Origin of the sequence: Gordonia sp. N1V (assembly GCF_029269935.1) — a bacterium.
Taxonomy (GTDB): Bacteria; Actinomycetota; Actinomycetes; order Mycobacteriales; family Mycobacteriaceae; genus Gordonia; species Gordonia polyisoprenivorans.
Genome location: NZ_JARJDD010000005.1, coordinates 64,524 through 86,111, shown reverse-complemented (window position 1 = coordinate 86,111; position 21,588 = coordinate 64,524). Strand labels below are relative to the sequence as shown.

Sequence of the window (21,588 nt, the reverse complement as noted above, 5' to 3'; positions counted from 1 at the left end):
GCGGGGACTACAGTCCGGCGGCCGCGCGGAGCTTCTCGGCGCGGTCGGTGCGCTCCCACGGGAGGTCGACGTCGGTACGGCCGAAGTGGCCGTAGGCGGCGGTCGGTCCGTAGATCGGGCGCAGCAGATCCAGGTCGCGGATGATCGCCAGCGGACGCAGGTCGAATGTCTCGGAGATCGCGCGGCGGATGACCACCGGGTCGGTCTTCTCGGTGCCGAAGGTCTCGACGAACAAGCCCACCGGGGCGGCGCGGCCGATGGCGTAGGCGACCTGCACCTCGATACGGTCGGCGAGTCCCGCGGCGATCGCGTTCTTGGCGACCCAGCGCATCGCGTAGGCGGCGCTGCGGTCGACCTTCGATGGGTCCTTGCCGGAGAATGCGCCACCACCGTGACGGGCCATGCCGCCATAGGTGTCGACGATGATCTTGCGGCCGGTCAGCCCGGCGTCGCCCATCGGACCACCGAGCACGAACTTGCCGGTCGGGTTCACCAGCAGCCGGTAACCGTCGGTGGTCAGACCCGGCAGATCGAGCTCGGCCAGAACCGGGTCGACGACCTGGCTCTGGATGTCGGGGGTGAGCATGTTGTCCAGGTCGATGTCGGCGGCGTGCTGGGTGGAGAGCACGACCGTGTCGAGGCGAACCGGCTTGTCGCCGTCGTATTCGATGGTGACCTGGGTCTTGCCGTCGGGGCGCAGATACGGCAGTGCACCGGACTTGCGGACCTCGGTCAGGCGGCGCGACAGGCGATGGGCCAACGCGATGGGCACCGGCATGTACTCCGGGGTCTCGTTGGTGGCGTAACCGAACATCAAGCCCTGGTCGCCCGCGCCCTGGGCGTCGATCTCGTCCTCGGAGATGCCGCTGCGGTTCTCGTGGGAGTTGAACACGCCGCCCGCGATGTCCGGCGACTGCGCGCCGATGGCCACGTTGACACCGCACGACGCGCCGTCGAAGCCCTTGGTCGACGAGTCGTAGCCGATGTCGAGGATCTTGCCGCGGACGATGCCCGGGATGTCGACGTAGGCGCTGGTCGTCACCTCGCCGGCGACGTGCACCTGTCCGGTGGTGACCAGGGTCTCCACCGCGACGCGGGCCTTGGGGTCCTGATCGAGGATGGCGTCGAGGATCGAGTCGCTGATCGCGTCACAGATCTTGTCCGGGTGTCCCTCGGTGACGGACTCGCTGGTGAAAAGGCGGGACGCAGAGCTGGACATCGGATCCTCTCGAGGTCGTGACGGCGACGTGCGGACGTCGCCGGTGATCGTAGACAAAACTACACAGGGGTCACGACGTGTGCGTGACGGGCGTTGCGGTGCCCGATCCATCAGGCACCAGGGAGCGGACCGCGTCAAGGATCCTGCTCGCCATGAGTGTTTTGGTGCCCATCGGCAGTGCGGTCTCCTCGCCGTGCGCCGACAGCAGCCACCCGGTGTTGTCCTCGGTGCCGAATGCCTTGCCATTTCCCACGGCGTTGACCACCAGGAGATCGCACCCCTTGCGCTTGAGCTTGGCCCGCCCATGGTCGAGGACACCGCCGGTCTCGTCGCCGGTCTCGGCGGCGAAACCCACGATCACCGTCTCGACCGGGATGGCCCCCGCGTCGCGGGCCTCGACGAGTCCGCGCAGGATGTCGGGATTGGTGGTCAACTCGACCGGAGCCGGGCCCGCGTCGCCCTTCTTGATCTTGGATTCCGCGGTGGACACCGGACGGAAGTCGGCGACCGCGGCCGCCATGATGACGACGTTGGCATCGGCGGCACGGTGGGTCATCTCGGCGGCGAGTTCACGCGCGCTGTCGATCGGGACGACCTCGACGGCGGCGGGTTCACCGGCCCCGGCGGTCGACCCGGCCACCACGGTGACCTCGGCACCGCGCTGTGCAGCCGCGCGCGCGAGCGCGAAACCCTGTTTGCCGGAGCTGTGATTGCCGAGGAAACGGACCGGGTCGAGCGGCTCGCGGGTGCCGCCCGCGCTGATCAGCACGCGTACCCCGGCGAGATCGTGCGGCAGTGCGTCGGCGCGGTCGAGCAGGAGCTCACCGATGAGGGCGATCTCCTGCGGCTCGGGCAGTCGCCCGGGTCCGCTGTCGGTCCCAGTGAGCCGGCCCGAGGCGGGCGTCATGACGATGTTGCCGCGCTCCCGCAGCGTCGCGACGTTGGCCTGGGTGGCGGGATGGCGCCACATCTCGGTGTGCATCGCGGGCACGAACAGCACCGGACACGTCGCCACCAGCAGCGAGGCGGTGAGCAGGTCGTCGGCGCGGCCGGTCGCGGCGCGGGAGAGCAGATCGGCGGTCGCCGGGGCGATGATCACCAGGTCGGCGCCCTGGCCGAGCCGCACGTGGACGACCTCGTCGACGCCGTCGAAGACCTCGGTGCTGACCGGGTTACCGGAGAGCGCCTCGAAGGTCGCGGCGCCGACGAACTCCAGCGCGTTGCGCGTCGGCGCGACCCGGACGTCGTGGCCGTCCTCGGTGAAGTGCCGGATCAGCGAGCACACCTTGTAGGCGGCGATCCCACCGCCCACCCCGATCAGGATGCGCTTGCGGCCGCGTGCTGCCGGGCCGGTCGTCGCTGCGGTCATCTGCGGGCCCGCGGGGTTCCTACTCGCCCTCGGTGTGCTCGAGCAGGTCGGAGTGGATCTCGCGCATCGCGATCGACAGGGGCTTCTCCTGCAGGCCCGGCTCGACGAGCGGGCCGACGTACTCGAGAATGCCGTCGCCGAGCTGGTTGTAGTAGTCGTTGATCTGCCGGGCGCGCTTGGCCGCGTAGATGACCAGCGCGTACTTCGATGAAGCGCGCTCGAGGAGGTCGTCGATCGGCGGGTTGGTGATCCCCAACGGGGTGTCGTAGGCCGGTGCGTCGGCGATCTCGGTCATGTCGAAGTTGGTCTGCGTGCTCACGCGAACTCCTGGGAGTTGTCGGGGTGGAAAGTCTGTGAGGTTGGAAGTCTGTCGGGGTTGATGTCCGGGCGGGAACCGGCGTCGTCGGCGCCTGCGGCGGTCAGCTCGCCGCTGATTCGGGTCCGACCAGCAAGGATACCAATTCGTCGGCGGCGCGGTCGACTCGGGAGTTGACGATGACGTGATCGAACTCGTCTTGAGCAGCCATCTCGGTGCGCGCGGTGGCCAGTCGGGCGTCGATCGCCTCGGGCGTTTCGGTACCCCGACCACGCAATCGTGACTCCAGTTCGTCCCAGCTCGGCGGCGCCAGGAAGACCAGGTGCGCCTCCGGAAGTCGGCGTCGCACATTGCGGGCGCCGACCAGATCGACCTCGAGCAGAACCGGCACGCCGGACTCCAGCGCCTGCTCCACGGGGCGCAACGGTGTGCCCGAGCGCTGCAGCCCGCCGTGGATCTCGGCCCATTCGAGCAACTCGCCGTCGGCGATCATGCGGTCGAAGTCGGCGCGGGAGACGAAGTGGTAATCGCGTCCGTCGACCTCGCCGGGGCGGGGATCGCGGGTGGTCGCCGAGACACTGAACCACAGGTCGGGAACCAGCTCCCGAACCCTGCCGACGACCGTCGACTTGCCCACAGCAGAGGGGCCGACCAGTACCACCAGTCGGCCCCTCGTACGTGTGGGCTGGCCCATCACGCTGCTGTGTTCGTTGTGCTCGGTCAGGAGCTGAACTTCTCGAGCAACGCCTTGCGCTGACGATCGCCGAGACCGCGCAGGCGGCGCGTCGGGGCGATCTCCAGCTCGTTCATGATCTCCTGCGCCTTGACCTTGCCGACCTTCGGCAGGGCTTCGAGCAGGGCCGAGACCTTCATCTTGCCCAAGATCTCGTCATCTTCGGCATCCTTGAGCACCTGCTTGAGGTCGGTGCCACCACGCTTGAGACGCTCTTTGAGCTCGGCGCGCGCTCGGCGGGCGGCAGCAGCCTTCTCCAACGCAGCGGCGCGCTGCTCGTCTGTCAACTGGGGAAGCGCCACGGGTTCCTCCGTCTTTCGTTATCGATCTGGACTGCACCGGCACCGTGTGGTGCCCGGTGGCGTGTGGCCGCTCGTGAGCGGGTGCGGTGGGTCGCTGCGACGGATCGCCACGACCGGCACTCACCGATTTGGTGCGGCGAAAGCGACCGTACCCACGTGAGCAGGCATTTGCGAGGGCCACCCCTGCCAAGCGCCGCGTGGGCGGTGCTGTAGGTTGCCCGCGGACCGCCCGCCGGTGGGCGGGTCGATCGGGCATCACCGTACCCCATCAACCCGGATGGTTGCGACCATAACCGCAGGTGAGCGGGGTGTGTCGAGGCCGACACCAGAATGCGGCGATCTCGCCGAGCGACGACCGACTCTGCCCACGGCGACAGCTCTGGGACTGGTGTGACGGGTGTGGTCACGCCGAATTGCTCCGAACATTCCCCGCACGTTGCGCGTGTCGTGGGACCCGAACCGGCAAACGGAGGACCTGCTCGGCGGATCGGCTCAGCGGTCTGTCGGGACCGTCGCGATCGCCACGGTCCCGCCGCCGGGGCGGGCCCGGACCGTCAGGGATCCGCCGGCGGCGGCCAGCCGAACCCGACGTGAGGCGAGCCCGAGGTGGCCGGTGGCCATCTGGGCGTCGAGTCGCTCGCCCGACACGTCGTCGTCGGTGACGCCGACACCGTCGTCCACGACGATCAGCCGCGCCTGCCCGTCGGTGTGCTCGAGCGTGAGCTCCACCCGGTGCGCGCGGGCATGTTTGACCACGTTCGTGAGCAGTTCGCGGGCTGACGCGAACAGCAGCCGGTCGACCGGGGTCGGCCCATCGGGCCAGGCCGCGGCGTCGACCAGCACCGTCACCCCCGACGATGCCTGCGTCGTCCGGGCAAGCTCGGTGACCGCGACCGCCAACCCGTGATGCTCGAGGACCGCCGGGTTCAGTGCCGTCAACGTCGATCGCAGCAATCGGCCGGATTCGGCGAGGGCGATCTCGACCCGATCGATCGCCACCGGATCGCCCCGGCGCACCGCGTCCATCTCGGCGCGCGCACCGAGCACGTACTGCAGGGCCCCGTCGTGCAACGCCTCGGCCAGTGCCTGCCGCTCGCGAGCCTCGACGCGCAGCGCATCCTCGAGCAACTGCGCCCGTTCGCGGGCCAGCACGGCGATGGTGAGCACCCGTGACCGCGCGACCCGCGAGAGCAGCACCGCGGCGAGCCCGAGGCCGGCGATCACCATCGTGTGCAACACCACCGACGACCAGGGTTCGCCGTTGGCCGTACGTGCGGCCGCACTGGTGATGAAGAACACCAGCGCGGTCGGCACCGCGATCGCGGCACACACCGCCGGACGCAACTGCGTGGCCGCCGCCATCGGGAGCAGCGCGAACCCGGTGAGCAGCACATCCGAGGTCCAGCTGGTCGCGTCGGAGGCGGCGGCGAAGGACGCGACGGTGGTGAGGGCCACCAGATCGACCAACAGCGCCAGCCACGCCCAGTACAGCGTCCGCCGGCCGGCACGTCGTGCGGGCACGATGCTGGCGACCGCCCACACCACGTAGGCGCCGACGACCGCCCAGGTCGGCACCAACAGGTGCGCGGGTGGATCGAGGGCGACGACAAGCGTCATGAACACCGCCAGCGTCAGCCGCACCACCACCTGCACACGCAGCCCGAGCAGGGCGTGTTCGTAGAGGATTCGGTCGAGTGCCGGCTCACCGAGACCCGGTGCGGAAAACCCGCGTGGCCGCCACCGCCCGAGAGGTTCCCGACTCATTCGATGAGGTGTTGCCGCATGCCCTCGGCGACCGCGGCGGCACGATCGGAGACACCGAGCTTCTGATAGAGGTTGCCCGCGTGGGTCTTGACGGTCGACGCACCGATGTAGAGCTCGGCGGCGATCTGCGGAATGGACAGGCCTCGCGCGAAACCGTTGAGCACCTGGCTTTCTCGCTCACTGAGTGTCGGTACACCGGGAGCGGCGTGCGCCCGGATCTGGGTGACGAGACCGGCGGCGAGCTCGGGTGGCACGACCGTCTCGCCGCGCGCGACCCGTTCGACGGCTCCGACGATGGCGTCGCGGTCGGCGTCCTTCGACATGTAGCCCGCCGCACCCTCGCGCAGCGCGTCGAACACGACCACCGAATCGGTGACCGCCGAGAGCAGCAGCACCTTGGTGGAGACACCGTCCCGGGTCACCGCGTGGACGAGATCGCTACCCGTCATGCCGGGCATCTGGTAGTCGACGACGGCGACGTCGGGCTGCAGTTCGCCGATCGTGGCGATCCCCGACCGCGCATCCCCGGCCTCCCCGACCACCCGGATGCGACCGCTGGCCGACAGTCCTCGCAACAGACCGTCCCGGAAGAACGGGTGATCGTCGACGACCACGACGCTGATGGTCCGGTTCATGCGGCCTCCTCGGGCGCCGGCCTCACGACAGCGCTGATTCCACCTCATCACGCGCGGCCTCGAACGACGCGCGCAACGCGCCGATGTCGGGGCCGGCGCGCAGCACCCCGCGTGAACTCGCCGGCAGCAGCCAGGCGAGGTCGGCCTCGGCGAAGACCGAACCGAGATCCTCGGCGCGTGCTCCTTGGGCGCCGAGGCCCGGGGCCAGGACGGGACCGGCGAGTGCGGTGAGATCGAGGTTGTGCGCACGGGTCGCACCGACCACCACGCCCACCGTGCCCGCGCCGTCGGTGTTGACCGCGGCGGCCGCGTCGACGATCCGCTGCCCCACCGTTCGCCCGTCGGCATCGGCCAGTTGCACCGACGCACCCTCCGGGTTGGAGGTGCGGGCGAGGACGAACACGCCCCGCCCGGCCGGGCGTGCCGCGTCGAGTGCCGGTGCGAGGGAACCGAATCCGAGGTACGGGGAGACGGTGACCGCGTCGGAGGCCAGCGGCGACGAATCGTCGAGCCACGCTCGCGCGTAGGCGGCCATCGTCGATCCGATGTCACCGCGTTTGGCGTCGGCGAGCACGAGCGCCCCGGCGTCGCGGCATCCGGCGATGACCCGTTCGAGGGTCGCCAGGCCGGCCGCGCCGAACGGCTCGAAGAACGCCACCTGCGGTTTGACGACCGCCGCCACCGACCCGAACGCCTCGATACAGATGTCGGCGAAGCGGTCCAGCCCGGCCGGGTCGGCTCCGAGTCCCCAGGATTCGAGGAGTTCGACGTGCGGGTCGATCCCCGCGCACAGCCGCCCCCGTGCGGTGACGGCGGTGCGGAAACGGGGACCGAAGCCGGTCACTTCTCGGTCCCGCCCGGCTCGTTCACCAGGGCCGCGTGGCGCCGCTGCAGCGCCTCGACACCCATCTGGTTGCCCCGCGCGGCCTCGATGCCCTGCACTGCCGCGCTGGCACCCTGCACCGTGGTGATACACGGGATTCCGGCGGCCACGGCGGCACTGCGGATCTCGTAGCCGTCGACCCGCGGGCCGGACTGGCCGTAGGGCGTGTTGATGACCATCGCCACCTCACCGGCGCGGATGGCGTCGAGGATGGTCGGCTCCCCCGGCTGTGCCTCGAAGTGCTTGCGCACCGTCTGCGACTCGATGCCGTTGCGCCGCAACACCTCTGCGGTTCCCTCGGTGGCCAGGATGGTGAATCCGAGGTCGGCGAGGTGTTTGACCGGGAACAGCAGCGCCCGCTTGTCCTTGTTGGCCACCGACACGAAGACGGCGCCGTCGGTGGGCAGCGAGCCGTAGGCGGCGGTCTGCGACTTGGCGAAGGCCCGCCCGAAATCGGCGTCGATGCCCATCACCTCACCGGTGGACTTCATCTCCGGACTGAGCAGCGAGTCGACCCCGGTGCCGTCGTGGCGGCGGAACCTGTTGAACGGCAACACCGCTTCCTTCACCGCGATCGGTGCGTGCACCGGGGCGTGGCCACCGTCGCCGTCGGCGGCGAGGATGCCCTGATCACGCAGCTCGGCGATGGAGGTGCCCAGCATGACGCGGGCACATGCCTTGGCCAGCGGTATCGCGGTGGCCTTGGAGACGAACGGCACCGTGCGGCTCGCGCGGGGGTTGGCCTCGAGCACGTAGAGGATGTCGTCCTTGAGCGCGTACTGGACGTTGAGCAGTCCGCGCACCCCGATCCCCTTGGCCAGTGCCTCCGTCGACTCGCGCACCATCTGCAGGTCCGCGCGACCGAGGGTGATCGGCGGCAGCGCGCACGCCGAGTCGCCGGAGTGGATACCGGCCTCCTCGATGTGCTCCATGATCCCGCCGATGTAGACCTCGGTGCCGTCGCACAGCGCGTCGACGTCGATCTCCACCGCGTCCTCGAGGAACCGGTCCACCAGCACCGGGTGATCGGGGGTCAATTCGGTTGCGCGCGAGATGTAGTCGGCCAGGGATGACTCGTCGTAGACGATCTCCATACCGCGCCCGCCGAGCACGTAGGAGGGACGCACCAGGACCGGGTAGCCGATCCGGGCGGCGGTCTCGCGCGCCTCGTCGAAGCTGGTGGCCGTCCCGAACGCCGGGGCGGGCAGTCCCGCGGCGGTCAGCACCTTGCCGAATTCACCACGGTCCTCGGCGAGGTCGATCGCCGCGGGGCTCGTGCCGACGATGGGGACACCCGCGGATTCGAGCCGGTCGGCCAATCCTAGCGGGGTCTGCCCGCCCAGCTGGACGATGACGCCGGCGACGGTGCCCGACTCCGATTCGGCGTGGAACACCTCGAGGACGTCCTCGAAGGTCAACGGCTCGAAGTACAGGCGATCGGCGGTGTCGTAGTCGGTCGAGACGGTCTCCGGGTTGCAGTTGACCATGACCGTCTCGTAGCCGGCCTCGCTGAGCGTGAGCGCGGCGTGCACGCACGAGTAGTCGAATTCGATGCCCTGCCCGATGCGGTTGGGTCCCGAACCCAGGATCAGGACCTTGGGCCGATCGGGCTGCGGCGCGATCTCGCTGGTCGCCGCCGGATCGAGCTCATAGGTCGAATAGTGATAGGGCGTCTTGGCCTCGAATTCGGCCGCGCACGTGTCGACGGTCTTGTAGACCGGGCGGACACCCGAGGCGTGCCGGAAGGCGCGGACCGCGTCCTCGTCGGCGAAATCGGAACGCAGCGCCGCGATCTGGCGATCGGAGAAGCCGGTCGACTTCGCCTCGCGCAGCAACTCCGCCGTGAGTTGCCCGGCGTCGCGGATCTCGGCGCCGAGCGCCGCGATCCCGCCGATCTCGGCGAGGAACCACGGGTCGATCGCGGTGGCCTCGTACAACTGCTCAACGGTGGCGCCGGCATCGAAGGCCAGCATGATGCCGTAGAGCCGGCCGTCCTTGGGGGTGCGCAACTCGTCGAGCAGTGCCTCGAGATCCACCGTCGACGGGTCGGGCCGGTTGGGTTCGGTCCAGAACCCGGCCGCCTTGTTCTCCAGCGACCGCATCACCTTGCCCAGCGCCTCGGCGAACGACCGGCCCAGACTCATCGCCTCGCCCACCGACTTCATGGTGGTGGTCAGTGTGTCGTCGGCGCCGGGGAACTTCTCGAACGCGAACCGCGGCGCCTTGACCACGACGTAGTCGAGCGTCGGCTCGAAGCAGGCCGGCGTCTCCTTGGTGATGTCGTTGGTGATCTCGTCGAGGCTGTACCCGATCGCGAGCTTCGCGGCGATCTTGGCGATCGGGAATCCCGTTGCCTTGGAGGCCAATGCCGAGGAGCGCGAGACACGCGGATTCATCTCGATGACGACGAGACGGCCGTCGGCGGGGTCCTGCGCGAACTGGATGTTGCAGCCGCCGGTGTCGACGCCGACCTCGCGCAGGATGGCGATCGAGAGGTCGCGCATCTTCTGGTATTCGCGGTCGGTGAGTGTCATCGCCGGGGCCACGGTCACCGAGTCGCCGGTGTGCACCCCGACCGGGTCGACGTTCTCGATGGAGCAGATGACGACCACGTTGTCGCGGTTGTCGCGCATCAGCTCGAGCTCGTATTCCTTCCACCCGAGGATCGACTCCTCGATGAGCACATTCGCCGTCGGCGACGCGGCGAGTCCACCGCCGGCGATGCGCTCGAGGTCGTTCTCGTCGTAGGCCATACCCGACCCGAGGCCGCCCATGGTGAACGAGGGTCGCACCACCACCGGATAGCCGAGTTCGGCGACGGTCTCGCGAACCTCCGCCATGGTGTGGCAGACGGCGGAGCGGGCGCTCTCGCCGCCGACCTTGGCGACGATGTCCTTGAACATCTGCCGGTCCTCACCACGCTGGATGGCATCGAAGTCGGCGCCGATCAACTCGATGCCGTACTTCTCCAGCGAACCCCGATCATGCAGTGCCACAGCCGTGTTCAGCGCTGTCTGACCGCCGAGGGTGGCCAGCACGGCGTCGATGGGGTGCCCGGCGTCGCGTTCGGCCTCGATGACCTTCTCGACGTATTCGGCGGTGATCGGCTCGATGTAGGTGGCGTCGGCGAACTCCGGGTCGGTCATGATCGTGGCCGGGTTGGAGTTCACCAGGCTCACGCGTAGGCCCTCGGCCTTGAGGACGCGGCACGCCTGGGTGCCGGAGTAGTCGAACTCGCAGGCCTGACCGATGACGATCGGTCCGGAACCGATCACCAGGACGTGTGACAGGTCGGTGCGGCGCGGCATCAGGCCCTCGTTCCGTTGGCGCGGTCACCCTCGAGCAGGGTGACGAATTTGTCGAAAAGGTAGGCGGCGTCATGGGGTCCGGCCGCGGCCTCCGGGTGGTACTGCACCGAAAACGCACGGCCCGAGAGCAATTCGACACCCTCGACGGTTCCGTCGTTGGCGCAGGTGTGGCTGACGCGGGCCCGTCCGAAGTCGGTGTCGAACTCCTCGCCGGCCTCGCCCTCGAGAGCAAACCCGTGATTCTGCGACGTGATCGACACCGTGCCGGTGGCGTGGTCGATGACCGGGATGTTGATCCCGCGGTGTCCGAAGGTCATCTTGTAGGTGGAGCGGCCCAGCGCCCGCCCGAGGATCTGGTTGCCGAAGCAGATCCCGAACAGTGGCAGATCCGCTCCGAGGACCTCGCGGGTCAGCGCGACGGCGGCATCGGCGGTCGCCGGGTCGCCGGGTCCGTTGGACAGGAACACCCCGTCGGGCCGCAGTTCGCGGATGGCCGCGAAGGACGTGTCGGAGGGCAGCACATGCACCGCCACGCCGCGCTGGGTGAACATCCGAGGGGTGTTGGTCTTGATACCCAGATCGATGGCGGCGACGGTCAGTCGCGCCTGCTGCGCGGGCTCGACGAGATAGCCCCGGTCGGTGGACACCTCGCCGGCGAGGTCGGCGCCCTTCATCGACGGCTGGCTGCGTACCCGCTCGAGCATCTCCTCGGTCGAGGCGAGCGCCGGACCGGAGAACACCCCGGCACGCATCGATCCGTGGTCACGCAGGATGCGCACCACCGTGCGGGTGTCGATGCCGGCGATACCGACCACGCCCTGACGGGTCAGTTCCTCGTCGAGGCTCGTCGTGGCTCGCCAATTCGACACGCGCCGTGTGGGATTGCGGATCGCGTAACCGGCCACCCAGATCTTGCCGGAGTCACCGTCGATGCCGTCGCTGCCGGCGCTGCCGGTCGATTCGCCGTCCTCGGTGTTCCATCCGGTGTTGCCGATCTGCGGTGCGGTGGCCACCACGATCTGGCGGTGATAGCTGGGGTCGGTCAGGGTCTCCTGATATCCGGTCATCGCGGTGCAGAACACGGCCTCACCGAGTGTCTCGCCGGTGGCTCCGTAGGGCTGCCCGGAGAACACCTGGCCGTTCTCGAGCACCAGAACCGCTGCGGTCATTGATCTTTCCCCTGTTCGCTATCGGTCAGTGTCTCAACGTGGGCCGGGGTCTCGGAATCGGCCGGTGTCGCGGTGAATTCGGCGATCCAGGGCGGGTAGACGGCCTTGTCGTCGGCGCGGAAGCCCGAGTCGATCTCGGTTCCCGACGGCAGTGTCCAGCGGATCACCAGCACGCCGCCGCGGCCCATCACCTTCCCTGCATGGCCGTTCTCGGTACGGACCGCGGTGATCGACGACCGCGGTATCCAGATCGTCGACGCCCCGGCGCGCTCGATGCCGATGCCGTCGGTGAACGCCGAGAGGTCGGCGGCGGCGCGATCACCGAAATCGCCGACGGCGACCCGGTTCTGCCAGCTCGGTGCGAGGGTGGCACCGAGGTACAGTCCGGAATCCGGGCCGAGGAGCGCGATACCCGGATCGTCGGGGAATGCCGGGATCTCGCCGATCGCCTCGGCCTGGCGTCGACCTCGATTGCGCCAGCCCCGCAGCAACAGGGCCACCAGCGCCAGCCACGCGGCCAGCACGACGATCACGATGATCAGGTCGAGGAAGATCTCACTCATGCGCTCGCCTGCCCGTCCCGGGCGGTGACGACCCCCCGCAGCAGCGTGGCGATCACCCGCGCGGGCATCGTCATCTCCTCGTACGGCGTGTTCGACGACAGACTGGCCAGCTCTTCTCCCCGCACGACCCAGGGCGAGTCCGGGTCGACCAGGGTCAGGTTGGCCGGTTCGCCGACGGCGATGGGACGACCCTGATCGGTGAGTCCGACGATCTGCGCGGGCCGTTCGCTCATCACCCGGGCGACCCCGCGCCAGTCCAGCAATCCGGGTTCGACCATGGTCGCCACGATGATCGGCAACGCCGTCTCGAGCCCGAGCATGCCGGGCTTGGCCAGGGCGAATTCGCAGCACTTGTCCTGCGCGGCGTGTGGCGCGTGATCGGTGGCCACGCAGTCGACGATGCCCTCGGCCAGTGCCTGCACCAGCGCTGCGGTGTCGCGGGCCTCCCGCAGCGGCGGGTTCACCTTGTTGACCGCGTCGTAGGTGGCCAGGCGTTCGTCGGTGAGCAGCAGGTGATGCGGGGTGACCTCGGCGGTGATGGCGATGCCCTGTTCCTTGGCCCAGCGCACCAACTCGACGGTGCCCTCGGTGGAGGCGTGGCAGATGTGCACTCGCGCCCCGGCATCGCGGGCCAGCAGCGCATCGCGCACCACGATCGATTCCTCGGCGGCGCGGGGCCACCCGGTCAAACCCAGCCGTGCCGCGTTCGCACCCTCGTGGGCGACGGCCCCCTTGGTCAGTCGCGGCTCCTCGGCATGCTGGGCGATCAGTACGCCGAGGCCGGTGGCATATTCGAGGGCGCGCCGCATGATCAGCGGATCGTGGACGCACTTCCCGTCGTCGCTGAACATGCGGACACCCGCGACGCCGGCCGCCATCATGCCCATCTCGGCGAGTTGCTGACCGCCGAGGCCGACGGTGACCGCACCGACCGGGTGGACGTCGACCAGACCGACGTCGCGGCCGATCCGCCATACGTTGTCGGTGATCGTCGAGTTGTCGGCGACCGGATCGGTGTTGGCCATCGCGAACACCGCCGTGTACCCACCGAGCGCCGCGGCCCGCGAGCCGGTGCGGATGGTCTCGGTGTCCTCCCGGCCCGGCTCGCGCAGATGGGTGTGCAGGTCGACGAGGCCCGGCAGGAGCACGGCACCGGCCCCGTCGATGCGCTCGGCTCCCTCGGGCACCGTCACCGACGTCCCGATCCCGGTGATCACCCCGTCGACGACGACCACGTCGACCGGGTCCTCGCCGTACGGCCGAACCTGTTGCAGGACAACAGTTCCGATGTTCCTCGGGGCGCTCACTGCGATACTCCTGACTGTTCGGTCCCGACGAGCAGGCGGAACAACACCGCCATCCGCACGTGGACTCCGTTGCGTACCTGTTCCAGGACGGTCGCCGCGGGTGCGTCGGCGACCGAGAAACCGATCTCCATGCCACGCAACATCGGTCCCGGGTGCAGGATCACCGCGTCGTCACCGAGTAATCCCAGCCGCCGCTCGGAGAGCCCGTAGCGCACCGAGTATTCGCGTGCACTGGGGAAGAAACCGCCGTTCATGCGTTCGGCCTGTACGCGCAGCATCATCACCGCGTCCACGGCCGGGAGTTCGGCGTCGAGGTCGCTCGACACGGTCACCGGCCAGGTGTCGACGCCCACCGGCAGCAGTGTCGGTGGCGCCACCAGCACCACCTCCGCGCCGAGGGTCGAGAGCAGATGAGCGTTGGAGCGGGCCACCCGGGAGTGCAGGACGTCGCCGACGATCGCGACGCGGCGACCCTGCAGCGAGCCGAGTCGTTGACGCAGCGTGAGGGCGTCGAGCAGCGCCTGCGTGGGGTGTTCGTGCATGCCGTCGCCGGCGTTGATCACCGACGGACCGATGCCGTCCTGCCCCTCGGTCCATTGCGCGATCTGTTGTGCCGCACCCGAAGCCGGATGCCGAACGATCAGCGCGTCGGCGCCGATGGCGCGCAGGGTCATCGCGGTGTCTCGTAGCGACTCGCCCTTGCCGACCGAGGAACTCGAGGCCGAGACGTTGATCACGTCGGCGCTCATCCATTTCCCTGCGGTCTCGAAGGACACCCGGGTGCGGGTGGAGTTCTCGTAGAAGACCGTCATGACGGTGCGCCCGCGCAGCGTCGGCAGCTTGCGGACCTCACGTCCGGTCAGTGCCTGCTCGAAGCGTTCGGCCTCGTCGAGCAACTCGGTGGCCTCGGCCGCCGACAGGTCCTCGGTGGACAGCAGGTGCCGCATCAGCGATCCCCCGACCCGGCCGCGCTCAGCACGACCTCGTCGAGCCCGTCGTGCTCGACGAGGTGCACGGCCACGCTCTCGTCACGCGAGGTCGGGATGTTCTTGCCGACATAGTCTGCGCGCAAAGGCAATTCGCGATGGCCGCGATCGATGAGGACGGCGAGTTGCACCGCGTCGGGGCGGCCGAGGTCGCGCAGGGCGTCGAGGGCGGCCCGCACCGTACGACCGGAGTAGAGGACGTCGTCGACGAGGATCACGATCGCGTGGTCGACGCCGCCGGGCGGCACCATCGTGCGCTCGAGAGGGCGGTGGGGTTTGTCGCGCAGATCGTCGCGATACAGGGTGATGTCGAGATAGCCGACGGGGATGTCGCGTCCGGCGAATTCGCCGATCTTGGCGGCCAAGCGGTCGGCGAGAGTGGTTCCGCGAGTGGGAATCCCGATGATGATGACGCGGGGGGCGTCGGGGGCGTCGAGAGCGTTCTTCTCGATCACCTGGTGTGCGACGCGGGCAATGGTCCGCGAGACGTCGCCGGCGTCGAGGAGAACTCGTCTACCTGAGGGTGCACCGTCGGTGGGCGTGACCACGCCGACCTCCTTCTCCGCCTCACGGGACGGATCGTTAAAGGATGTCTGTCGCGGCCAAGACTACACGCCGGCATCGTGTACGCCGAACCGGACTCGAGCCGCGCCGGCCCCGGTGGACTCGAGCTCAGTGGTTGTCGCGGTCCGAACCCGCCGCCTGCGCGGCCCGCACCTGCGGGGCGAGGTCGGCGATCGTCTGCAGCACCCCGTTGACGAAGGCGGGCGAGTCGTCGGTGGACAGTTCCTTGGCGAGCTCGACCGCCTCGTCGACCACGACGATCGGATCGACGTCGGTGGCGTTGAACAACTCCCAGGTGGCCAGGCGCAGGATCGCCCGATCCACAGCGGGTAGTCGCTGCAGGGTCCAGCCCTTCAGGTGCGAGGAGATGACCGCGTCGATCTGCGCCTCGTCGGCGACCAGACCGTCGACGACCCGCGCGGTGTAGGGATGGATCTGTCCGACACTCTCGTCGGTTTGCACCAGCTCCCGCCGTTCGGCGACGAGTTCGGCCGGGCTGACGTCCTTGGCCTCCGCCTCGAACAGCAGGTCGATGGCGCGGCGGCGCGCCTTGTGTCGGGTTCCGGGCTGCTTCACGTGTGGGGATCTCGCTAGTTGTTGACGCGGCCGAGGTAACTGCCGTCGCGCGAGTCGACCTTCAGTTTGTCGCCGGTGTTGATGAACAGCGGAACCGCGATCTCGGCACCCGTCTCCAGGGTGGCGGGCTTGGTGCCGCCGGTGGAGCGGTCGCCCTGCAGGCCCGGATCGGTATGGGTGACCTCGAGCTCGACGGTGACCGGCAGTTCGACGAAGAGCGGGGTGCCGTCGTTGAGCGAGACCTGCACGGTCATGTTCTCCAACAGGAACCGGGCGCCGTCGCCGACGGTGGCCGGTGCCAGCGAGTACTGCTCGTAGTCCTGGGCGTCCATGAAGACGTAGTCGGTGCCGTCGTTGTAGAGGTAGGTCATGTCGCGACGGTCGACGGTCGCGGTCTCCACCTTGACCCCGGCGTTGAAGGTCTTGTCAACGGTCTTGCCGGACAGGATGTTCTTGATCTTGGTGCGCACGAAGGCCGGACCCTTGCCGGGCTTGACGTGCTGGAACTCCAGGATCTGCCAGAGCTGGTCATCCATGCGCAGCACGAGGCCGTTCTTGAAATCGGCGGTGGTCGCCATATGTGTCGTCTCTTCCTTCTTGACGTCGAGAACCGTCAGATGACGGTGAATGTCTTGTCGCTGGCGGTCAGCAGCTCCGGATCGCCGTCGGTGACGACGAGGGTGTCCTCGATCCTGACTCCACCTCGGCCCGGGAGGTAGACCCCGGGTTCCACGGTCACCGCTGCGCCGCAAGGCAGTGTACCCGTTGCGAGCTTGCCGATTCCGGGCGCTTCGTGGATCTCGAGGCCGACTCCGTGTCCGAGACCGTGCACGTAGTTCTCCGCGTGACCGGCGTCGGCGATCACCGTCCGGGCCGCGGCGTCCACCCCGCGCAGGTCGGCACCCGGGTGCAGCGCCGCCCGCCCGGCGGACTGTGCGGTGGCGACGAGCTCGTAGATCTCACGCTGCCACGGTGCGGCGCGACCGAGCACGAAGGTCCGGGTCATGTCCGAGTGGTAACCGCCGAACACCGCACCGAAGTCGATCTTGACGAAGTCGCCGTCGGCGAGCACCTCGTGGGTGGGGCGATGGTGTGGGATCGCCGAATGGGCGCCGGCGGCGACGATCGTCTCGAAGGCCACCGCGTCGGCGCCGTGCCGGTACATCTCCCATTCCAGGACGCGAGCGACCTCTCGTTCGGTGGCACCCGCCCGTAATCCTCCGCCGTCGATGAGTGCCGCGAGTGCCTCGTCCCCGATCCGGCAGGCCTGCCGCAGCAGTGCGATCTCCCCGGCATCCTTGATTTCCCGTAGGCCCTGGACCAGGCCGGTCCGGCCGACGAGTTCGACACCGTCGGGTGCGTCCGCACCGAGGGCCCGGTGCGCGGCGACCGTGAGGGCGTCGGCCTCGAAACCGACCCGGCGCGCCCCGGCGTCGGCGGCGACGCGCAGCAGTGCCGGTGGGCAGTCGCGGGCGAGGACGGCCTCGAGGTCGCCGGCTTGCTCACCGACCTGGGTCTGATAACGGCCGTCGGTGCAGATCCGGTCACCCGCCGGACCCGAGGCCGAGATCAACACCGCACCGTTGGAGCCGGTGAACCCGGTCAGGTAGCGCACGTTGGTGAGATCACCGACCAGGAAGGCATCGACGGCGTGGTCACCACTGACGATCAGGTCGCGCAGCCGATCACGACGACCGGCGTGGTCATGTGTGGGGGTCATCGGTTCACGCTAGCCCGACGCATTCCGGGACAGGGCATACGACATGATGCAAAGTGTGGCCAAGAGCACTGGATGTGCTGACCCTCTAGTAACGTGTTCGGCATGTTCTCCTCCTGGTTGCTGCGCGGAGTCGTCATGACCGCGGTACACGTCGCGGCCCGAGTGGTACTCGGACTGGCCATCATCCACGCTCCCCTGCATTCCACGGTGTGGAAGACGATCGCGGTCGCCGTGGTCGTGCTGGTGTCCCTGCTCTGGGGCGGCATCGACGGCATCGCCGACGCGCGGGCCAACCCCGATCCCGACGATTACGAGGACCTGACCGTCCGCTGGCTCAAGGCCGGCGTCTTCGCAGGTGTCGTCGCGGGCCTCATCTCCTGGATCCTGGGCAGCTTCGTCTTCGCCGGGATCGGCCAGGCCAGCTTGTGGGTCGAACTGATCGCCGGTGGCTCGTTCACCGCGCTGCTGATCTTTGTCCCCGCGTTCGTCGGCGCGGCGGTGGGTCGCTGGCTGATGCGCCGCGATCAGCGCAAGAACTCCCACGACGACGACTGGTCGGTGCACCCCGACGCGCAACCAACCGAGCAGATCGAGCGGGTCTGACGCACCTCGCCCGGTCCTCGGGCAGCGTGCGGAGACTCACTGTCGGTAGAACGGCTCGCCAGGCAACGGGTGCCGCCCGATAGTGGCGTCGAAGGGCAGATCGCGCACCAACTCGGGCCGCTCATCGTACGGATCGACCTCTGCAGGCGCGCTGCGAAGATGGTCACCCAGGTAGTCGAAGAACCAGATCTCGAAAACTCCGTCACGAGCACGTTCGTAGCCACAGTGGGCGGCGGCGGTCACCAGATCGAAGCCGTCGTTCGGTGAGCACGCACGGAAAGCGGAGAGGAAGTCGGCGCACCGTTCGTCGGTGGCCCAGAGTTCGCGTTCGACCTCGGGGTCCTGCGCCGCGAGGTCCTGGTGTCCCCCAGACCGTTCGGCCCACCACGCGTCTTCCTCGTCCTCCGACATACCCCGCGTCGGACTCGGTGTCGGGGTGGTCCACCACACGAAAGTCGGGTCGTCCGCGCGGATCAGTCCCCACTGTCCCTGGCGCCAGTCGGCCACCGGCGATTCCAGCCGAGCGCGCGCCAGCGTCCACCCGGGTAGCGGTTCGCCGAAGTAGACGGGCGAGACGACACACTGTTCACACACCGACGCCGTCCCTCGTTGTCCGGCCCAGAATCGTGCGGCCCAGAACCATCAGTCCCAGAATCATCAGGCTCAGAGCAGGGTTGCCCCGCCCGGCGCCGCTTCCGCGGCAACCGCCGAGTATGCGGCGGCGACCAGCGAAGGGTCGGGGCCCTCGAGGCGTCCGGGTTTGGCGAGTCCGTCGAGGACCACGAAACGCATGACCCCGGAGCGGTTCTTCTTGTCGCCCGCCATCGTGGTGAGCAGATCGCCGAGGGCATCGGCGTCGTAGGTCGTCGGCAATCCGACGAGGGAGAGGATCGCCGCGTGCCGATCGGCGGTCGCGTCGTCGAGCCGACCGGCCAGCCGCGCGAGTTCGGCGGCGAAGACCAGCCCCACCGACACCGCAGCGCCGTGGCGCCAGCGGTAGCGTTCGCGACGCTCGATGGCGTGGCCGAGCGTGTGACCGTAGTTGAGGATCTCCCGCAGCGACGACTCCTTGAGGTCGGCGGACACCACATCGGCCTTGACCTGCACCGATCGTCGGATGAGCTCGGGGAGGACGTCGGCGGTCGGGTCGGTGGCCGCGGCCGGGTCGGTCTCGATGATGTCGAGGATCGTCGGGTCGGCGATGAATCCGGTCTTGATGACCTCCGCCAGCCCGGCGATCACCTCATTGCGCGGTACCGTCTCGAGGGTCGCGATGTCGATGAGTACCGCGTCGGGCTCGTGGAATGCGCCCACCAGGTTCTTGCCGGCATCGGTGTTGATGCCGGTCTTGCCGCCGACCGCGGCGTCGACCATCGCCAGCAGGGTGGTGGGAACGTGGATGACCCCGATCCCCCGCATCCAGGTGGCGGCCACGAATCCGGCCAGGTCGGTCGCGGCGCCGCCGCCCAACGAGATGATCTTGTCGTTGCGTTTGAGCCCGATCCGGCCGCACACGTCCCAGCAGAATGCGGCCACCGCGAGATCCTTGCCGGCCTCGGCGTCCGGGATCTCGACACGATGTGCGTCGAATCCCTTGCCGGACAGGTATTCCCGGATCTGCTCCGCGGTCTGGGCGAGCGTCGGCTGATACAGAATCGCGATCCGATCGGCGCCGGCGGCAGCATCGGCGAGCTCACCGAGCAGACCGCGACCGATGATCACGTCATACGGCGACCCGGCATTGACGCGGATCCGTACCGGCTCGGTGGTCGTCGGGTCGCTCATGTGGTCCTCTCGGGTACGAGTTCGCGGGCGATCGCGGCGATGATGACGTCGGCGACATCCTGCGCGTCGCCGTCGGCCGCGTCGACCTCGATGGTCGCGACGCCGCTGTAGATCTCGGCGCGGTCGGTCAGCAGTTCACGGTAGCGGGCGGCCGGATCGCCGTCGGCCAGCAGCGGTCGATCGGACCCCGAGACGCGCGAGAAGCCGTCCTCGGCACCGATTTTGAGGTGGACGACACGGTGTCCGTCGAGCGCGTCACGGACCGCTTCGGTGGTCACCGCACCCCCGCCGAGGGCCACCACCCCGCGGTGGTTCTCCAGGACGTCGGTGACGACGTCGCATTCGATCTGGCGGAACCGGGTGGGCCCGGCACCGGTGAAGATCTCCGGGATGGTCTGGCCGGTGCGGGTCACGATCTCGGCGTCGGTGTCGACGAAGTCGACGCCGAGCTTGTCGGCGAGTATCCGTCCGACCGTGGACTTTCCGGCACCCATGAACCCGACGAGCACGGCGACCGGACGATCGGGACCGCCGGTCACCGGCAGTGATGCGCCGGTCATGAACGCGGGGGCCGGGACTCGACGTGCTTGAGGTAGCCGCGCAGGTTCTCACCGGTTTCGGTGGCCGAATCGCCGCCGAACTTCTCCAGCGCCGCCTGGGCGAGTACCAGCGCGACCATGGCCTCGGCGACCACACCCGCCGCGGGCACCGCGCACACGTCCGATCGTTGATGGATGGCGCTGGCCTGATCGCCGGTGCTCATGTCGATGGTCGACAGGGCGCGCGGCACCGTCGAGATCGGCTTCATCGCCACCCGCACCCGCACGTCCTCGCCGTTGGTCATGCCGCCCTCGAGGCCACCGGCCCGGTTGGTCGACCGCAGCACGCCGTCGGGCCCGGGGACCATCTCGTCGTGGGCGGCGCTGCCACGGCGACGCGCGGTCGCGAAACCGTCACCGACCTCGACACCCTTGATCGCCTGGATCCCCATGAGTGCACCGGCGAGTCGGGCGTCGAGGCGGGTCTCACCACTCACGTGCGAGCCGAGCCCGACCGGCACATTCGTCGCGACGACCTCCACCACGCCACCGAGGGTGTCGCCGTCCTTCTTGGCCGCCTCGATCTCGGCGATCATCGCCGCCTCGGCGTCGGAGTCGAAGGCACGGACCGGGCTTGCGTCGATCGCCTCGAGGTCGGCGATCCGGGGCGGCGGGCCGTCGTAGGGCTCGCTCGCCCCGATGGAGATCACGTGCGAGACGACGTCAACGCCGAGCACCTGCCGCAGGAAGTTGCGGGCGACGGTGCCCGCGGCGACCCGCGCGGCGGTTTCGCGGGCGCTGGCCCGCTCGAGCACCGGGCGCGCATCGTCGAAGCCGTACTTGAGCATCCCCGAGTAGTCGGCATGCCCGGGACGCGGACGGGTGAGTGGCGCATTGCGCGCGCTGCCGTCGAGTTCGGCGGCATCGACCGGATCGGCCGACATCACCGTCTCCCATTTGGGCCACTCGGTGTTGCCGATCTCGACCGCGATCGGACCGCCCATCGAGAGTCCGTGGCGCAGACCGCCGATCACCGTCACCTTGTCTGCCTCGAACTTCATCCGGGCCCCTCGTCCGTATCCGAGACGGCGACGGGCCAACTGTTCGGCGATATCCGACGAGGTGATCTCAACTCCGGCGACCATACCCTCGACGATCGCCACGAGTGCCGGGCCATGCGACTCTCCGGCTGTTATCCAGCGCAACACAAGAATCCATTGTTCCATGCGGGCCACGCGGCCCGCGAA

The 21,588-nt window shown here is 68.9% G+C and carries 22 protein-coding genes; 1 reads left to right on the top strand and 21 read right to left on the bottom strand.

Going from position 1 to position 21,588, the window contains the following annotated elements; genetic code table 11:
* Nucleotides 1–7: 7 nt before the first annotated feature.
* From metK to P3L18_RS08570, 17 genes are all read right to left on the bottom strand, one after another.
* Nucleotides 8–1,219 (bottom strand): methionine adenosyltransferase, encoded by a 1,212-nt coding sequence (gene metK / locus P3L18_RS08650; protein ID WP_006370265.1) that lies wholly within the window; start codon nucleotides 1,217–1,219, stop codon nucleotides 8–10.
* Between the two features lie 70 nt (nucleotides 1,220–1,289).
* Nucleotides 1,290–2,588, bottom strand: coding sequence for a bifunctional phosphopantothenoylcysteine decarboxylase/phosphopantothenate--cysteine ligase CoaBC (coaBC, locus tag P3L18_RS08645; RefSeq protein WP_276113878.1), 1,299 nt, complete (start codon nucleotides 2,586–2,588; stop codon nucleotides 1,290–1,292).
* A 19-nt stretch (nucleotides 2,589–2,607) separates the two neighbouring features.
* A complete protein-coding gene (gene rpoZ, locus P3L18_RS08640) occupies nucleotides 2,608–2,907 on the bottom strand; it encodes a DNA-directed RNA polymerase subunit omega (protein ID WP_006370263.1) in 300 nt (99 codons plus the stop codon).
* A gap of 100 nt (nucleotides 2,908–3,007) precedes the next feature.
* Nucleotides 3,008–3,598: a guanylate kinase gene (gene gmk / locus P3L18_RS08635; RefSeq protein WP_276113877.1), complete on the bottom strand. Its 591-nt coding sequence runs from the start codon at nucleotides 3,596–3,598 to the stop codon at nucleotides 3,008–3,010.
* Between the two features lie 26 nt (nucleotides 3,599–3,624).
* On the bottom strand, nucleotides 3,625–3,939 hold the full coding sequence (gene mihF, locus P3L18_RS08630; protein WP_006370261.1) for an integration host factor, actinobacterial type: 315 nt from the start codon (nucleotides 3,937–3,939) through the stop codon (nucleotides 3,625–3,627).
* A gap of 492 nt (nucleotides 3,940–4,431) precedes the next feature.
* Complete coding sequence (locus P3L18_RS08625; RefSeq protein ID WP_276113876.1) at nucleotides 4,432–5,703, bottom strand: ATP-binding protein; 1,272 nt, start codon at nucleotides 5,701–5,703, stop codon at nucleotides 4,432–4,434.
* Entirely contained in the window at nucleotides 5,700–6,338 is a 639-nt protein-coding gene (locus tag P3L18_RS08620; RefSeq protein ID WP_079929614.1) for a response regulator transcription factor, read from the bottom strand. The genes P3L18_RS08625 and P3L18_RS08620 overlap by 4 nt, the downstream gene beginning before the upstream one ends.
* 22 nt (nucleotides 6,339–6,360) lie before the next feature.
* A complete protein-coding gene (pyrF, locus tag P3L18_RS08615) occupies nucleotides 6,361–7,182 on the bottom strand; it encodes an orotidine-5'-phosphate decarboxylase (RefSeq protein WP_079929613.1) in 822 nt (273 codons plus the stop codon).
* Nucleotides 7,179–10,529 carry a carbamoyl-phosphate synthase large subunit gene (carB, locus tag P3L18_RS08610; protein WP_079929612.1) on the bottom strand — a complete coding sequence of 1,117 codons (3,351 nt, stop codon included), beginning with the start codon at nucleotides 10,527–10,529 and terminating at the stop codon, nucleotides 7,179–7,181. Before carB ends, pyrF begins: the two co-directional genes overlap by 4 nt.
* Nucleotides 10,529–11,698 (bottom strand): glutamine-hydrolyzing carbamoyl-phosphate synthase small subunit, encoded by a 1,170-nt coding sequence (carA, locus tag P3L18_RS08605; protein ID WP_079929611.1) that lies wholly within the window; start codon nucleotides 11,696–11,698, stop codon nucleotides 10,529–10,531. Before carA ends, carB begins: the two co-directional genes overlap by 1 nt.
* On the bottom strand, nucleotides 11,695–12,261 hold the full coding sequence (locus P3L18_RS08600) for a hypothetical protein (protein ID WP_020171422.1): 567 nt from the start codon (nucleotides 12,259–12,261) through the stop codon (nucleotides 11,695–11,697). Before P3L18_RS08600 ends, carA begins: the two co-directional genes overlap by 4 nt.
* Nucleotides 12,258–13,568 (bottom strand): dihydroorotase, encoded by a 1,311-nt coding sequence (locus P3L18_RS08595; RefSeq protein WP_276113875.1) that lies wholly within the window; start codon nucleotides 13,566–13,568, stop codon nucleotides 12,258–12,260. Before P3L18_RS08595 ends, P3L18_RS08600 begins: the two co-directional genes overlap by 4 nt.
* Entirely contained in the window at nucleotides 13,565–14,515 is a 951-nt protein-coding gene (locus P3L18_RS08590) for an aspartate carbamoyltransferase catalytic subunit (RefSeq protein ID WP_006370253.1), read from the bottom strand. Before P3L18_RS08590 ends, P3L18_RS08595 begins: the two co-directional genes overlap by 4 nt.
* A complete protein-coding gene (gene pyrR / locus P3L18_RS08585; protein ID WP_006370252.1) occupies nucleotides 14,515–15,102 on the bottom strand; it encodes a bifunctional pyr operon transcriptional regulator/uracil phosphoribosyltransferase PyrR in 588 nt (195 codons plus the stop codon). The genes P3L18_RS08590 and pyrR overlap by 1 nt, the downstream gene beginning before the upstream one ends.
* 124 nt (nucleotides 15,103–15,226) lie before the next feature.
* Nucleotides 15,227–15,694, bottom strand: coding sequence for a transcription antitermination factor NusB (gene nusB / locus P3L18_RS08580; RefSeq protein WP_006370251.1), 468 nt, complete (start codon nucleotides 15,692–15,694; stop codon nucleotides 15,227–15,229).
* Nucleotides 15,695–15,708: 14 nt separating this feature from the next.
* Nucleotides 15,709–16,272, bottom strand: coding sequence for an elongation factor P (gene efp, locus P3L18_RS08575; RefSeq protein ID WP_006370250.1), 564 nt, complete (start codon nucleotides 16,270–16,272; stop codon nucleotides 15,709–15,711).
* Between the two features lie 35 nt (nucleotides 16,273–16,307).
* On the bottom strand, nucleotides 16,308–17,414 hold the full coding sequence (locus tag P3L18_RS08570; protein WP_079929610.1) for an aminopeptidase P family protein: 1,107 nt from the start codon (nucleotides 17,412–17,414) through the stop codon (nucleotides 16,308–16,310).
* Between the two features lie 102 nt (nucleotides 17,415–17,516).
* Here P3L18_RS08570 and P3L18_RS08565 point away from each other — a divergent pair, with 102 nt between their 5' ends.
* Entirely contained in the window at nucleotides 17,517–18,017 is a 501-nt protein-coding gene (locus P3L18_RS08565; RefSeq protein ID WP_006370248.1) for a B-4DMT family transporter, read from the top strand.
* A gap of 36 nt (nucleotides 18,018–18,053) precedes the next feature.
* Here the strand turns inward: P3L18_RS08565 and P3L18_RS08560 are convergent, their stop codons facing one another.
* The 4 genes from P3L18_RS08560 to aroC form a co-directional block, all read right to left on the bottom strand.
* Nucleotides 18,054–18,611 (bottom strand): hypothetical protein, encoded by a 558-nt coding sequence (locus P3L18_RS08560; protein WP_079929609.1) that lies wholly within the window; start codon nucleotides 18,609–18,611, stop codon nucleotides 18,054–18,056.
* 69 nt (nucleotides 18,612–18,680) lie between these two features.
* Nucleotides 18,681–19,802, bottom strand: coding sequence for a 3-dehydroquinate synthase (gene aroB / locus P3L18_RS08555; RefSeq protein ID WP_276113874.1), 1,122 nt, complete (start codon nucleotides 19,800–19,802; stop codon nucleotides 18,681–18,683).
* Nucleotides 19,799–20,362, bottom strand: coding sequence for a shikimate kinase (locus P3L18_RS08550; RefSeq protein ID WP_020171428.1), 564 nt, complete (start codon nucleotides 20,360–20,362; stop codon nucleotides 19,799–19,801). The genes aroB and P3L18_RS08550 overlap by 4 nt, the downstream gene beginning before the upstream one ends.
* Entirely contained in the window at nucleotides 20,359–21,567 is a 1,209-nt protein-coding gene (gene aroC / locus P3L18_RS08545) for a chorismate synthase (RefSeq protein ID WP_035728005.1), read from the bottom strand. The genes P3L18_RS08550 and aroC overlap by 4 nt, the downstream gene beginning before the upstream one ends.
* Nucleotides 21,568–21,588 lie beyond the last annotated feature (21 nt).

Excerpts from the sequence above, each read along its gene's own strand:
- metK (WP_006370265.1), bottom strand. The coding sequence starts at position 1,219 with ATGTCCAGCTCTGCGTCCCGCCTTTTCACCAGCGAGTCCGTCACCGAG.
- coaBC (WP_276113878.1), bottom strand. The coding sequence starts at position 2,588 with ATGACCGCAGCGACGACCGGCCCGGCAGCACGCGGCCGCAAGCGCATC.
- gmk (WP_276113877.1), bottom strand. The coding sequence starts at position 3,598 with ATGGGCCAGCCCACACGTACGAGGGGCCGACTGGTGGTACTGGTCGGC.
- P3L18_RS08625 (WP_276113876.1), bottom strand. The coding sequence starts at position 5,703 with ATGAGTCGGGAACCTCTCGGGCGGTGGCGGCCACGCGGGTTTTCCGCA.
- P3L18_RS08620 (WP_079929614.1), bottom strand. The coding sequence starts at position 6,338 with ATGAACCGGACCATCAGCGTCGTGGTCGTCGACGATCACCCGTTCTTC.
- carB (WP_079929612.1), bottom strand. The coding sequence starts at position 10,529 with ATGCCGCGCCGCACCGACCTGTCACACGTCCTGGTGATCGGTTCCGGA.
- carA (WP_079929611.1), bottom strand. The coding sequence starts at position 11,698 with ATGACCGCAGCGGTTCTGGTGCTCGAGAACGGCCAGGTGTTCTCCGGG.
- P3L18_RS08600 (WP_020171422.1), bottom strand. The coding sequence starts at position 12,261 with ATGAGTGAGATCTTCCTCGACCTGATCATCGTGATCGTCGTGCTGGCC.
- P3L18_RS08590 (WP_006370253.1), bottom strand. The coding sequence starts at position 14,515 with ATGCGGCACCTGCTGTCCACCGAGGACCTGTCGGCGGCCGAGGCCACC.
- efp (WP_006370250.1), bottom strand. The coding sequence starts at position 16,272 with ATGGCGACCACCGCCGATTTCAAGAACGGCCTCGTGCTGCGCATGGAT.
- P3L18_RS08570 (WP_079929610.1), bottom strand. The coding sequence starts at position 17,414 with ATGACCCCCACACATGACCACGCCGGTCGTCGTGATCGGCTGCGCGAC.
- P3L18_RS08565 (WP_006370248.1), top strand. The coding sequence starts at position 17,517 with ATGTTCTCCTCCTGGTTGCTGCGCGGAGTCGTCATGACCGCGGTACAC.
- aroB (WP_276113874.1), bottom strand. The coding sequence starts at position 19,802 with ATGAGCGACCCGACGACCACCGAGCCGGTACGGATCCGCGTCAATGCC.
- P3L18_RS08550 (WP_020171428.1), bottom strand. The coding sequence starts at position 20,362 with ATGACCGGCGCATCACTGCCGGTGACCGGCGGTCCCGATCGTCCGGTC.
- aroC (WP_035728005.1), bottom strand. The coding sequence starts at position 21,567 with ATGGAACAATGGATTCTTGTGTTGCGCTGGATAACAGCCGGAGAGTCG.